Genomic DNA, 12,695 nt, shown 5'->3' on the forward strand with positions numbered 1-12,695 from the left:
CGGCCTTGTTCACCAAAGGCTAACGCGCCTGCTGCTATCCCCCTCCGCCCAGGCAAAGATAGAAAGGAAGAAAGCCATGCTGACATTCCTGAAGTCGGACCTCTTCCTGCGATTCCTTGGTGGTTTCGCGATCGGCTCCGCTGGCCTGTTCGCCTTTCACGTTGCCGAGCCTCCTGCGCTCACCACCCCCGCCATGGCCGCGCCCGAAAGCGCTCCGCAGGCGATCGAACATGCGGCGCGTTAACGCCTTTCTCCTCGCCTTCTCGGCGGCCATCGCCGTCGCCTCTCCCCTGCGCGCCGAGCGTCCCGTGCTTGCTCCCGCGCCCGCGATAGACGCTCCGGCGACGCGCAAGCTCGAAACCGCTGTCTTCGCTGGCGGCTGCTTCTGGGGCGTCGAGGGCGTCTTCTCCCACATCAAGGGAGTGCGCCTCGTCACGTCCGGGTTCGCCGGTGGCCCTGCCAAACTCAAGGTCGATTATGACCGCGTCAGCCAGGGCGACACAGGGTTCGCCGAAGCCGTCCGCGTGACCTATGATCCGCGCCAGGTGAGCTACGGCACTTTGCTGCGCGTTTTCTTCTCGGTCATCGCCGATCCCACCACGCTCAATTATCAGGGCCCCGATCGCGGCACCCAATATCGCAGCGCCCTCTTTCCGCTGACGCCCGGCCAGGACAAGGCGGCCCGCGCCTATCTCGCGCAATTGGGCAAGGCAGGCCTATGGCGCGACCCGATCGTGACGAAGGTGGAACGGTTCACCGGCTTCCAGTCCGCTGACGCCTATCACCAGGATTTCCTGACCCGCAACCCGCGGCATCCCTATATCAAGCGGTGGGACATGCCCAAGCTCGCCGCGTTCAAGGCGATGTACCCGAGCCTCTACAGCGCCCGCCCTTCAGCCTAAGAAAGGAAAGCGACATGACCGAGATCCAAGGCCTGAAACTCCTGTCGACCTTGGATGCGGATGGTCGCTTGATCGTGGAACTCGCCGAGGAGAGGCTCCCACCTCCGCAGGCGGACGAAGTGCTGGTCCGTGTCGAGGCCGCGCCCATCAACCCGTCCGACCTCGCGCTGCTCTTCGCGTCCGCCGACGTCGAGAACGCCGAATATAGCGAAGGCCGCATCGTTGCACGAATGCCCGACGCCGCGCGCCGCGCGCTTGCAGGGCGGGTCGGTCAGCCAATGACGATCGGCAATGAAGGCGCGGGCACGGTCATCGCCGCTGGTGAAGCGCCGGAAGCACAGGCGCTGCTGGGCAAGCGCGTCGCCCTGATCAGCGGCAGCATGTTCGCGCAATATCGCACCGTGAATGCCCGCGCCTGCATGGTCTTGCCCGACGACGTGACGGCGGAGCAGGGCGCGTCCGCCTTCGTCAATCCCATGACCGCGCTGGGCTTTGTCGAAACGATGAAGCGGGAAGGGCACACGGCGATCGTTCATACCGCCGCGGCCTCCAACCTTGGCCAGATGCTGGTGCGCATCGCCCAGGAAGATGGCATTCCGCTGGTGAACATCGTGCGCAACGATGCTCAAGTGGCTATCCTCAAGGATATCGGCGCCGAACATGTGCTCAACAGTTCGGAAGAAGGGTTCGCCGCTCAACTGGAAGCCGCCGTCGCCGCAACTGGCGCGACCATCGCCTTCGACGCGATCGGTGGCGGCCATCTCGTCAGCCAGATCCTGCACGCCATGGAACAGGTTGCCAGCAAGGACGCCCCGTACAGCCGCTATGGCTCTGACAGCCCCAAACAAGCCTATATTTACGGCGCACTCGACCTTTCGCCCACCATCCTGACGCGCAGCTTCGGCTTTGGCTGGTCTGTCGGAGGTTGGCTGCTCTTCCCCTTCCTGCAAAGCGCCGGGCCGGAAACGATCGAACGGATGAAGCAGCGCGTAATGGACAATATCACCACCACCTTCGCCAGCCACTATATGGGCCATATTTCACTGTCCGAAGCGCTCAGCCGCGACGCAGTGCTCACTTACAATGCCCGGCGCACCGGCGAAAAATATCTGGTCGTTCCAAACTGACCTGAAACGCGAAAATTCAGGAGCGCTACAGCCGCGCTCCTGAAGCCCCGATCTAACTCAACCCGCCATGTGGTGCAGCGCGCACAGCTTGTTGCCTGCCGGGTCGCGCAGATAGGCGAGGTATAATTTGACTACACCGCTGTCACGAACACCCGGGGGGTCTTCGCAAGTCGCACCGCCCGCCGCGATGCCCGCCGCATGCCATGCATCGGCCTGCTCGGGCGAAGAAACGGAAAAGCCGATGGTGCCCCCGTTTGCAGCACTTGCCGGTTCACCGTTCAGCGGCTTGGAAATCGCGAACACGCCGCTTTGCGTCATGTAGAAGACGCGGCCCTTGTCGTCGATGAAACCCGGGGGGATGCCCAGTGCGCCCAGCGTCGCGTCGTAAAATTGCTTGGATTCCTGAATGTCGTCGGCACCCACCATGATGTGGCTGAACATATTCACCCTCTCTGCCATTTCGAGCGGCCCGCACCAACCGGACTTGCCGGTCCGTCCGGAAAACGCTTCGCATAAAAGCTGAAACTCACCGAGCCGATGGGTCGGAAAAGCTTCACAAGACCACGGCTTATCTTTGCCGCGCCTCATGCATGAACCAGCCGAAGCCCGCTGTCGACCCTCATCGAACTCGCGCCCTGCAACTGCTTCACGCTCCGTGCTCCGGCGTCTCCATAACAAAATGGGCGGAGCCTGAACCCAGACCCCGCCCAATTGCATCTGCCAAAGCGGCAAGCCTTATTTCGGCGCCAGCACCATCAGCATCTGGCGGCCTTCCATGCGCGGATAGGCTTCGACCTTCGCGATCTCGCCGACATTTTCCGCCACGCGCTGGAGCAGCTGCATGCCGAGCTGCTGGTGCGACAATTCGCGGCCGCGAAAGCGCAGGGTGATCTTCACCTTGTCGCCGTCGCCGATGAAATCATGGACCTTCTTCATCTTCGTATCATAGTCATGATCGTCGATGTTCGGACGCATCTTGATCTCTTTGAGTTCCTGCGTCTTCTGGGTCTTGCGGGCGATATTCGCCTTTTTCTGGGCCTCGTACTTGTACTTGCCGATGTCCAGGAACTTGCAAACCGGCGGATCGGCGGTCGGCGACACTTCGACCAGGTCGAGCCCGATCTCATAGGCGCGCTCGATAGCCTCCTGCGTATACATCACGCCCAGATTTTCGCCTTCGTCGTCGATCACGCGCACCTTGGGCACGGTGATGAACTCATTGTAACGGGGACCGGACTTAGGCGGCGGCGCCATCGGGCGGCGCATCATTGGGGGACGTATAGCGGCTTCTCCTATGGAAACTTCAAGAATCTGGCGGGGTCTTTAGCGCAAAGCCGAAAGGGGCGGCAAGTCCGCAGTTGCGGATTCACCGGCCCCATGTGGCATTGCCGCCTCACTGCATATCGGGAGCCAGTGCGTCCTTTGCAAGGCGCGCGATGACATCATCGACGGCAAGGACACTTTGCCCTTCCTTGCCCAGCTCGCGCAAAGCGACCGTGCCCTCATCGGCTTCGCGGCGGCCGACAACCAGCAAATTCGGGACTTTGGCAAGGCTATGTTCGCGAACCTTATAGTTGATCTTCTCGTTGCGGACGTCGACTTCCGCGCGAATCCCGGCCGCCCGAAGCTTCTCCACCACCTCGTTCGCATAGTCGTCCGCATCCGAAACGATGGTCGCGACCACCGCCTGCACCGGTGCGAGCCAGAGCGGGAATTTGCCCGCATAATGTTCGATCAATATGCCGATGAAGCGCTCATAGGACCCAAAAATCGCCCTGTGGAGCATCACCGGCCGGTGCCGTTCGCCATCTTCGCCCACATAGGATGCGTCGAGTCGCTCCGGCAGAACCCGGTCCGACTGGATCGTGCCCACCTGCCATGTCCGCCCAATCGCGTCGGTCAGATGCCATTCCAGCTTCGGCGCGTAGAAGGCGCCTTCGCCCGGCAATTCCTCCCAGCCATATTCCGGCGTGTTGAGGCCAGCGGCGGCAACGGCGTTGCGCAGTTCCTCCTCGGCCTTGTCCCACATTTCCTCGGTGCCGAAGCGCTTGTCCGGGCGCAGCGCCAGCTTGATCGAGTAGGTGAAGCCGAAATCCTTGTAGATCCGGTCGGCCAGCTCACAAAAAGCCTGCACCTCCGCGACGATCTGGTCCTCGCGGCAGAAGATGTGCGCGTCGTCCTGCGTGAATTGCCGTACGCGCATAAGCCCATGCAGCGCCCCATGCGGCTCGTTCCGATGGCAGCAACCATTCTCGTAAAAGCGCAGCGGCAGGTCGCGATAGCTCTTGATCCCCTGGCGAAAGATCAGGACATGCGCGGGGCAGTTCATGGGCTTCAATGCCATCCAGTCGGCATCGTCCGACACCAGCGGGCCTTCGTCCGCGACGTTCGGCACTTCGTCGGGGATGACGAACATATTTTCGCGATATTTGCCCCAATGGCCGGACTGCTCCCATTGGCGCGCATCCATCACCTGCGGCGTCTTGACCTCGCGATAGCCGCCCGCATCGATCGCCCGGCGCATATAGGCTTCCAGCTCCCGCCAGATCAGATAGCCCTTGGGATGCCAAAAGACGGAGCCATGCGCTTCCTGCTGAAGGTGGAACAGGTCCATCTCCGCGCCCAGCTTGCGGTGGTCGCGCTTGGCTGCTTCCTCCAGGCGCGTGAGGTGCGCGTCGAGCTGCTTCTTGTTGAGCCAGCCCGTGCCGTAGATGCGCGAGAGCATCGCATTCTTCTGATCGCCGCGCCAATAGGCGCCCGACACGCGCGTCAGCTTGAAAGCGTTGGGGTCAAGCTTGCCCGTCGAAGCCAGATGCGGCCCGCGGCACATGTCGAGCCAGTCGCCACCCGACCAGTAAACAGTCAGCTCCTCCCCCTCAGGAAGCTCTGCCGCCCATTCCGCCTTGAACGTCTCGCCTTCCGTCTTCCAGCGCGCTATCAGGTCTTCGCGCGTCCACACCTCGCGGCGAAGAGGCTTGTTGGCCGCGATCAACTCCCGCATCTTCGCTTCGATCGCAGGCAGGTCCTCTTCCGTGAAGGGCCGGTCCTTCGGTGCGAAATCATAGTAGAAGCCATCGTCCGTCGCCGGGCCGAAGGTGATCTGCGTCCCTGGGAACAGCGCCTGCACGGCCTCCGCCAAAAGATGCGCGAAGTCATGCCGCGCCAGTTCCAGTGCGTCAGCTTCGTCTTTGCTCGTCACCAAAGCGAGCTGCGAATCCTGCTCCAGCGGGCGCATGATATCGCGCAGTTCACCATCCACCCGCGCCGCGATCGCCGCCTTGGCCAGACCAGGGCCGATCGCCGCCGCAATATCCGCCGGAGTAGTGCCGGGCGCAACTTCACGCACGGAACCATCGGGCAGGGTGATCTTGAGCATGGCGGACAAGGGACAGGTCTTTCTGTGAGTGGAGGCAAGCAGCGCAAAAAGCCGCGCTTTCCCCATAAATGGGCGGCCCCGTCTGTCAATAGAAGGGCTCTTGCCAAGCGCCCCTACCCAAGGCAAGATGAATGTGTTGATATATCATTCAACAGGAGGGGTTCATGGCTTCAAGCTTTGCGCAATCCAACATATCTCAACCCGATCATCCAATGGGCGAGATGAACACCACCCCATTGATCGATGTGATGCTGGTGCTGCTGATCATGTTCATCATCACCATCCCGATTCAGACGCACAAGGTTGGGGTTGATCTGCCCCAGCCGGTGGTCAAACCGTCAACAGAACCCGTCAATCCCGTCAAAAACCGTCTGACGATCGATACCGACGGGGTGCTGCGCTGGAACGGTGCGGCAGTTGATCGGCTCACTCTGCGTCAATATCTCGCCGCCTCCCTTGCTAAGCCGGTTGAACCGGAGCTCCAGTTTCAGCCTGCCGCTGACGCCCGTTATGTCGTGGTGGACGAGGTGCTTGCCGATATTCGTCGCGCGGGCATCACGAATATGGGTTTCGTGGGCAACGAACGTTACGCCACATTCTGAAGCTCATGCCAAGAGCAGGCGGGCCTCATCGCTGGTCTCCTGCAGGAAGGAGACGGGGCCGCCTGCTTCCACCTCCGGCGGGAGCATGTCTGCGGTCATGCCCGCCAGCATGAGCCCGCTCTGGCACGCGAGGATAGTCACGCCCAACGCAACGGCTTCGTCGATCAGCGTTCCAAGCAGTGGCAGGCCAGCCGCCGCATGTGCTGCGTCTCCGGCAGCTGTAATCGGGTGCCGCAGCAGCGCCACCGCATCCAATTGCAGGAATATGCTGGCCGCTCCCCCCAGCGCCGCCTGCGTGCTCGCCAGCACCAATGCGCCGCGCAGCCGCTCTGCGTCAGCCGTGGCGACGACGATCCTCAGTTCGCGCATAGTTCAGCGGCGCACGCCTTGCAGCCGGGGTCCTTAGCGACGCTGACCGCGCGGAACCGCATGGAAAGCAGGTCGGCGAGCAGCAGCTTGCCCGCCATGTCCGCGCCGAACGGAACGAGCGCGCGGATGACTTCCAGCGCGGCGAGGCTACCCATCATACCGGTGAGCGCGCCGATCACGCCCGTTTCGGAGCAGTTGCGCTCCGGCGCATCCTGCGGATCGCCGACCAGGCAGCGATAGCAGGGCTGGTCGCCTTCCCAGCCGCGATAGGTCGCAAGTTGCCCCTCGAACGGCCCGACCGCGGCCGACACGAGCGGAATGCGCAGCCGCTGCGCGCAGTCCGCCACCGCTAGCCGCGTCGCGAAGCTGTCGCATCCGTCCAGAACGACATCCGCATCGCGCAACATGAGGGCGGCATTATCCGCATCGATCCGCGCATTGATGGGGATCAGCTTCACATCGGGATTGAGCCTGGCCACCGCCGCCATCGCGGCCTCGGCCTTCGGGGCGCCCACGTCGGAGGTGCCGAACATCACCTGCCGCTGCAAATTGGAAAGCGCGACATGGTCGTCATCGATAACCCGGATCGTGCCCACACCCGCCGCCGCGAGATAGAGGATCGCGGGGCTGCCGATGCCGCCCGCACCGATCACAGCGACATCGGCCGACAGCAGCCGCGCCTGACCCGCCCCACCGATTTCCTTCAGGACGATATGGCGGGCATAGCGTTCCAGCTGCTCGTCGGAAAAGGTCATGAGCTACTCACTCCCGTCGATCCGAAACCACCCGAACCCCTGACCGTCTCGTCCAGTTCCTCGACCTCGGCAAAGCGCGCCAGCTGCACCGGCGCCGCCACCAACTGCGCGATCCGGTCACCCCGCGAGATGACGAAGGGCTCGGTGCCCAGGTTGATGAGGATGACCTTCAATTCGCCGCGATAATCCGCATCGATCGTGCCGGGCGTGTTGGGCAGGCTGATCCCATGCTTCAGCGCCAGGCCCGACCTTGGGCGCACCTGCACCTCATACCCATCCGGAATCGCCATCGCGAAGCCCGTCGCCACCGCATGCCGCCCACCTGGCACGATGATCACATCCTCGGCAGACACGACGTCCATGCCCGCCGCATGTTTGGTCGCATAGGCGGGCACCGGCAGCCCCTCGCCATTAGGCAGGCGCTTCAGGCGGATTTCAATGGGGGAGAGGGGGGAGGGCATGAGCGACCTTTTCCATGATGCGAGTGGCGACGGCATCCTTGGGCAGCTGTTCCCAGCTTTCGATGCCGTCCGCCGTGACGATATGAACGCTGTTGCTGTCGCCGCCCATGACGTCACCCGATACGTCATTGGCGATGATCCAGTCCGCGCCCTTGCGCGCCAGCTTGGCCTGTGCATGTTCCGCGACCTTCTCGGTCTCGGCGGCGAAACCGATCAGCAGGGCGGGGCGCTGCGCATGCTTGCCGAGAGTGCCAAGAATGTCCGGATTCTCGACCAGCGCGAGCGGGGCAGGCTTGCCCGATCCATCCTTCTTGAGCTTTTGCCCGGACGCATCAGCCGTGCGCCAGTCGGCAACCGCCGCGACCATGATCGCCGCGTCGGCGGGCAGCGCGCCTTCGACCGCAGCCAGCATGTCCCGCGCTGTTTCCACATCGATGCGGTCCACGCCCGCAGGCGTCGGCAAATGCACCGGGCCCGCCACCAGCGTCACGCGCGCGCCAGCCCGCGCCGCCGCCGCCGCGATGGCAAAGCCCTGCTTCCCCGAAGAACGATTGGCGATGTAGCGCACCGGATCGATCGGCTCATGCGTCGGCCCGGCGGTAATCAGGATATGGCGTCCCTTGAGCGGCAGTTCGGCCCCTTCGAAATCCGGCTGCCCGGCAAGCGGGTCTTTCATCGCCGGACGTTCAAGCAACCGCTCAACCTCCGCGACGATCGCTTCGGGTTCAGGCAGACGCCCCTTGCCGAACTCGCCGCAAGCCATCTCGCCGCTATCGGGTTCCATCAGGTGGACGCCATCGGCATGCAGGCGCGCCAGGTTCCGTTGCGTTGCCGGATGATGCCACATGCGCACATTCATCGCAGGCACCGCCAGCACCGGCTTGTCCGTCGCCAGCAGCAGCGTCGTTGCCAGATCATCGGCAATGCCATTCGCCAGCTTCGCAAGAATGTTCGCCGTCGCGGGCGCGACCACCACCAGGTCCGCCTGTCGGCTGAGCTGGATATGCCCGATCTCCCGCTCTTCCTTCAGGTCGAACATGTCGCCATAGACATGATCCTCGGTCAGCACGCCCAGGGACAGCGGCGTCACGAAATTGGTCGCGCTATCGGTCAACACCGCGCGCACCGCGATGCCGCGCTTCCTGAGCAGCCGCACCAGCTCCAGCGACTTGTAGGCGGCAATGCCACCGGCGACGATCAGGAGAATGCGGCGCTGAGTCATAGCTGCAGATGTAGCAGGGCCGTAACGACCGCTCCAGTCACCGCGGCGATCCCCGCCACGGCGGCATAGCGCCACCCGCCGCCGATGCGGATCAGCCTGACTTCGGTCAGCGGCGGCGGCGGCGGCGCGCCGCCCTTCTCCGGGAAAGCTTCCTCGATCCGGCGCACAAGGCCCGGCAATCGCTGAAGCGTCCGCCAGTTTTCGATCAGCGCATCGGCGGCCTTGGCCTCCGGCCCCAGTTCCGCGCGCAACCACTCCTTCACATAAGGGCCGCTCGTTTCCCACAGGTTGATGTCGGGATCGAGCGCGGTCGCCACGCCTTCCACCATCACCATGGTCTTCTGAAGCAGCAGCAGGTGCGGCTGCGTCTGCATGTCGAAATCACGGGTGATGGCGAACAGCCCGTCCAGCATGCCCCCGACCGAAAGCTCGCGCACCGGTTTGCCCCGCATCGGCTCGCCGACGGCGCGCAGGGCGGTCGCGAACTCCTCAACATTATGGTGGCCCGGCACATATTGCGCCTCGAAATGGATCTCTGCCACCCGCTTGTAGTTGCCGGTGATCAGGCCGTAGAGGATCTCCGCCAGCCACATGCGGGCCCGCCGGTCGATCCGCCCCATGATGCCGAAGTCGATCGCCACGATGTCGCCATTGCCGGTGACGAACAGGTTCCCCTGATGCATGTCGGCGTGGAAGAAACCTTCGGCGATCGCCTGCCGCAGGAAGGCGTTGACCAGCCGCGCAGCCAGTTCCTTCACGTCATGGCCCGCCGCGATCAGGCCGTCGCGGTCGGAGATCTTGATCCCGTCGATCCACTCCATCGTCATGACCTTGCCGGTCGTGCGATCCCAATCGATAACCGGCACGCGATAGCCGGGCATCGCCTCCATCGCCTCGGCCAGTTCGGATGCCGATGCGGCCTCGCGGCGCAGGTCCAACTCCCGTGCCGTCCACCGCTTGAGGTTTGCGATGACGAGGCGCGGCCGCAATCGCGCGGCCTCCCCGCCCAGCATCTCCATATGAGCGGCGGCCCATTCATAGGTCTGGATGTCGCGGTTGAACTGGTCCGTGACGCCGGGCCGGATCACCTTCACCGCCACGTCGCGCCCGTCGGTCGTGACGGCGCGGTGCACCTGCGCGATTGAAGCCGCGCCTACCGGTACTTCGTCGAAGCTGCGATAGATGCTCTCCAACGGACGCCCGAAACTCTGCTCGATCTGTGCGCGGATCGTGGCGAACGGCACGGGCGGCAGCGCGTCCTGCAACCGCAGAAGATCGTTCGCTGCTTCATCGCCGACCAGGTCGGGGCGGGTCGCCAATGTCTGCCCCAGCTTGATTGCCGCAGGCCCGATGGCCTGAAACGCATCGGCATAGCGCGGCTGCCTGGGCACCCTGGCGCCGACCCGTGCCACCCGCACCAGACGCCGGACCGGCGCTGGCGTCAGCGGATCGCGCTCAATCCCTCGCAGCGCGCCATGCCGCGCCAGCGTCCGGCCCCATTTCAGCAGCCGCCAGATATGCGTGATGTGGGATGGCATGGCTATTTACTCCCCTCCCCTTCAGGGGAGGGGCGGGGGGTGGGGGCTCGCCTCACGCGCTGCGCCATGTGGATCACCCCCACCCCACCCCTGAAGGGGAGGGGCTTTGAATGGCCCGCCATCAAATCTTCCACCCCGAATGGATCGCAACCAATCCGCCCAGGATCGGCTCGACCTTCGTCTGGACGAAACCCGCCTCGCGGATCATCCGCTCGAATTCAGGCATGGGCGGAAAGCGCCGTATCGATTCGATCAGATATCGGTAGCTGTCCTCGTCATCCGCCAGCAGCTTGCCGAGCTTGGGCACCAGCCGATGCGAATAGACGTCATATACATCGGAAAATCCCGGCCAGGTCGTCGTCGAAAATTCCAGGCAAAAGAACCGCCCGCCAAATTTCAGCACCCGGTGCGCTTCCCGCAGCGCCTTGTCGATATGCGTCACATTGCGGATGCCAAAGGCGATCGTATAGGCGTCGAAGCTGCGATCCTTGAACGTCAGCTCCTCCGCATTCTGCTCCGACCAGATCAGCCCTTCCAGGCCCTTCTTCTTCGCGCGTTCGACGCCCACGGCCAGCATTTCCGGATTGATGTCGGACACGGTGACGCGCGCGCCATGCTTAGCCAAGCGGAAAGCGACGTCGCCCGTGCCGCCCGCCATGTCGAGGATCGCTTCCTCCTTGCGGGGCTTCACGCGACTGACGAACTGATCTTTCCACAGCCGGTGTGCGCCTGCCGACATGGCGTCGTTCATCAGGTCATATTTGGACGCGACATTGGAAAAGACCGCGCGGACCATCCCCTGTTTTTCAGAGGCATCCACGTCGCGATAGCCGAAAGAAGCGGTGTCGTTCATGGGCCAGCCTCCTAGAGCATTTGCATGTCCGGTGGAAACACCCCAGATCGGCGAAAATGTTCGGTGATTTGTCACTGCCTCCACAACAGCTTCCGGAACGATCTGAATGCCCGAATTGCCAGAAGTCGAAACCACGGTCGCGGGACTTCGATCGGTCCTGGAGGGCACGGTTCTCACCCGTGTCGAACCACGCCGGGCCGACCTGCGTTTCCCGATCCCCGTCGACCTGCGGCAGCGGCTGACCGGCGCAACCGTCACTTCGCTCGCCCGCCGCGCCAAATATGGGCTGATAGAGACCGATCGTGGCGACACGCTCATCTTTCATCTCGGCATGTCCGGGCGCTGGCGAATCGATCCGGCGGAGATCGGCGCACATGACCATCTGCTGCTTGAGACCAGCGACGGCCATCTGCTCTCGCTGAACGATCCCCGCCGCTTCGGTTCGCTCGACCTCGTCCGGAGCGATGCGTGGCAGGCTTATGCCCCTTTCACGCGCATGGGCCCCGAACCGCTCGGCCCCGAATTTTCCGCCGCCTATCTGGCTCGCGCGCTCCAGGGCAAGGCGACATCGATCAAGGCGGCGCTGCTCGATCAGCGAATCGTCGCGGGCTTGGGCAATATCTATGTCTGCGAAGCGCTCAACATGGCCGGCATTTCTCCCATGCGGGAAGCCGGGCGGATCAGCCGGGCGCGGCTCGGCCTGCTGGCAGAGGCGATTCGGGAGGTGCTGACGGCCGCGATCGCGGCCGGAGGATCGACCTTGCGCGATTATGCCCGGCCCGACGGGGAGCTTGGCTATTTCTCCAAACAGTGGCGCGTCTATGGTCGGGAAGGGGAAAGCTGCGCCTGTGGCGGGGTGATCCGGCGCCGCGTGGATGGTGGCCGATCGACCTTCTACTGCCCGAAATGCCAGAAATAGCGCGCGTCTTGCCGTTGACGCTCCGGCTTATCCCCTGTAAGGGGCGCACCTTCACGGGGCTGGTTGGCGATTCCGACGAGCCCTATTCACGCGATTTGACGAGACTGAGGACTTTAAATGGCCAATACGCCGCAAGCCAAGAAGCGCATCCGCCGCAACGCACGCCGCGCCGAAATCAACGGCGCCCGCATCAGCCGGATCCGCACCCTGGTGAAGAAGGTCGAAACCGCTCTCGCCGCTGGCGACAAGGCGGCTGCGGCCACGGCGCTTCAGTCCGTCCAGCCTGAACTGGCCCGTGGCGTTGCCCGCGGCGTCCTGCACAAGAATACCGCGGCTCGCAAGTTCGGCCGCCTCACGAAGCGAGTCAGCGCGCTCGCCTGAGCCGCTTCACTCGATCGTCAAATAATTGAAAAGACCCGTCCCGCTCTGGGGCGGGTTTTTTCATATGTCCGTCACGCAGCCGTAACGGAGTCCCGCAGATTCCCGCGATTCCCCAACGATTCGATCAAAAATGCTTGAACCCGTATATTGATTAACTGATTGAAATATAAGGAAATAACGCGGGATTTCC

General features: G+C 63.3%; 15 protein-coding genes. 6 read left to right on the plus strand and 9 right to left on the minus strand.

The annotated features are described in order from the left end of the window. Nucleotides 1–76: 76 nt before the first annotated feature. The 3 genes from NCHOL11_RS18130 to NCHOL11_RS01810 are packed head-to-tail and all read left to right on the plus strand — an operon-like array spanning nucleotide 77 to nucleotide 2,029. Entirely contained in the window at nucleotides 77–244 is a 168-nt protein-coding gene (locus NCHOL11_RS18130) for a hypothetical protein (protein WP_176502162.1), read from the plus strand. Continuing rightward, nucleotides 231–902, plus strand: a complete 672-nt coding sequence (gene msrA / locus NCHOL11_RS01805; RefSeq protein WP_097090797.1) for a peptide-methionine (S)-S-oxide reductase MsrA — start codon at nucleotides 231–233, stop codon at nucleotides 900–902. Before NCHOL11_RS18130 ends, msrA begins: the two co-directional genes overlap by 14 nt. A gap of 14 nt (nucleotides 903–916) precedes the next feature. Next, nucleotides 917–2,029 carry a zinc-binding dehydrogenase gene (locus NCHOL11_RS01810; RefSeq protein WP_097090798.1) on the plus strand — a complete coding sequence of 371 codons (1,113 nt, stop codon included), beginning with the start codon at nucleotides 917–919 and terminating at the stop codon, nucleotides 2,027–2,029. Between the two features lie 57 nt (nucleotides 2,030–2,086). On the opposite strand, the gene NCHOL11_RS01815 is transcribed toward NCHOL11_RS01810, so the two are convergent. The 3 genes from NCHOL11_RS01815 to thrS all read right to left on the minus strand — a co-directional run bounded on the left by NCHOL11_RS01815 (nucleotide 2,087) and on the right by thrS (nucleotide 5,405). Then, nucleotides 2,087–2,470, minus strand: coding sequence for a VOC family protein (locus NCHOL11_RS01815; RefSeq protein ID WP_097090799.1), 384 nt, complete (start codon nucleotides 2,468–2,470; stop codon nucleotides 2,087–2,089). 294 nt (nucleotides 2,471–2,764) lie between these two features. Then, nucleotides 2,765–3,298: a translation initiation factor IF-3 gene (gene infC, locus NCHOL11_RS01820; RefSeq protein WP_021238112.1), complete on the minus strand. Its 534-nt coding sequence runs from the start codon at nucleotides 3,296–3,298 to the stop codon at nucleotides 2,765–2,767. Nucleotides 3,299–3,422: 124 nt separating this feature from the next. Next, nucleotides 3,423–5,405: a threonine--tRNA ligase gene (gene thrS / locus NCHOL11_RS01825; protein WP_097090800.1), complete on the minus strand. Its 1,983-nt coding sequence runs from the start codon at nucleotides 5,403–5,405 to the stop codon at nucleotides 3,423–3,425. Between the two features lie 164 nt (nucleotides 5,406–5,569). Between thrS and NCHOL11_RS01830 the strand changes: the two genes are divergently transcribed. After that, nucleotides 5,570–6,007, plus strand: a complete 438-nt coding sequence (locus tag NCHOL11_RS01830) for an ExbD/TolR family protein (protein WP_097090801.1) — start codon at nucleotides 5,570–5,572, stop codon at nucleotides 6,005–6,007. A 3-nt stretch (nucleotides 6,008–6,010) separates the two neighbouring features. On the opposite strand, the gene NCHOL11_RS01835 is transcribed toward NCHOL11_RS01830, so the two are convergent. From NCHOL11_RS01835 to NCHOL11_RS01860, 6 genes are all read right to left on the minus strand, one after another. Then, nucleotides 6,011–6,376, minus strand: a complete 366-nt coding sequence (locus NCHOL11_RS01835) for a DsrE family protein (protein WP_097090802.1) — start codon at nucleotides 6,374–6,376, stop codon at nucleotides 6,011–6,013. After that, on the minus strand, nucleotides 6,364–7,131 hold the full coding sequence (locus NCHOL11_RS01840; protein ID WP_097090803.1) for a HesA/MoeB/ThiF family protein: 768 nt from the start codon (nucleotides 7,129–7,131) through the stop codon (nucleotides 6,364–6,366). The genes NCHOL11_RS01835 and NCHOL11_RS01840 overlap by 13 nt, the downstream gene beginning before the upstream one ends. Next, nucleotides 7,128–7,592, minus strand: coding sequence for a dUTP diphosphatase (dut, locus tag NCHOL11_RS01845; protein ID WP_097090804.1), 465 nt, complete (start codon nucleotides 7,590–7,592; stop codon nucleotides 7,128–7,130). Before dut ends, NCHOL11_RS01840 begins: the two co-directional genes overlap by 4 nt. Beyond that, the gene (coaBC, locus tag NCHOL11_RS01850) at nucleotides 7,567–8,814 is read right to left on the minus strand and encodes a bifunctional phosphopantothenoylcysteine decarboxylase/phosphopantothenate--cysteine ligase CoaBC (RefSeq protein WP_097090805.1); all 1,248 of its coding nucleotides are present in this window, start codon (nucleotides 8,812–8,814) and stop codon (nucleotides 7,567–7,569) included. The genes dut and coaBC overlap by 26 nt, the downstream gene beginning before the upstream one ends. Continuing rightward, nucleotides 8,811–10,352, minus strand: coding sequence for a 2-polyprenylphenol 6-hydroxylase (gene ubiB / locus NCHOL11_RS01855; RefSeq protein WP_097090806.1), 1,542 nt, complete (start codon nucleotides 10,350–10,352; stop codon nucleotides 8,811–8,813). Before ubiB ends, coaBC begins: the two co-directional genes overlap by 4 nt. Before the next feature lie 121 nt (nucleotides 10,353–10,473). After that, the gene (locus NCHOL11_RS01860; RefSeq protein ID WP_097090807.1) at nucleotides 10,474–11,205 is read right to left on the minus strand and encodes a class I SAM-dependent methyltransferase; all 732 of its coding nucleotides are present in this window, start codon (nucleotides 11,203–11,205) and stop codon (nucleotides 10,474–10,476) included. A gap of 106 nt (nucleotides 11,206–11,311) precedes the next feature. Between NCHOL11_RS01860 and mutM the strand changes: the two genes are divergently transcribed. Next, the gene (gene mutM, locus NCHOL11_RS01865) at nucleotides 11,312–12,124 is read left to right on the plus strand and encodes a bifunctional DNA-formamidopyrimidine glycosylase/DNA-(apurinic or apyrimidinic site) lyase (protein WP_097090808.1); all 813 of its coding nucleotides are present in this window, start codon (nucleotides 11,312–11,314) and stop codon (nucleotides 12,122–12,124) included. 117 nt (nucleotides 12,125–12,241) lie between these two features. Continuing rightward, nucleotides 12,242–12,505 carry a 30S ribosomal protein S20 gene (rpsT, locus tag NCHOL11_RS01870; RefSeq protein WP_097090809.1) on the plus strand — a complete coding sequence of 88 codons (264 nt, stop codon included), beginning with the start codon at nucleotides 12,242–12,244 and terminating at the stop codon, nucleotides 12,503–12,505. Nucleotides 12,506–12,695 lie beyond the last annotated feature (190 nt).

It is taken from the genome of Novosphingobium sp. Chol11, from assembly GCF_900218065.1.
In the GTDB taxonomy this organism is placed as follows: Bacteria; Pseudomonadota; Alphaproteobacteria; order Sphingomonadales; family Sphingomonadaceae; genus Sphingobium; species Sphingobium agri.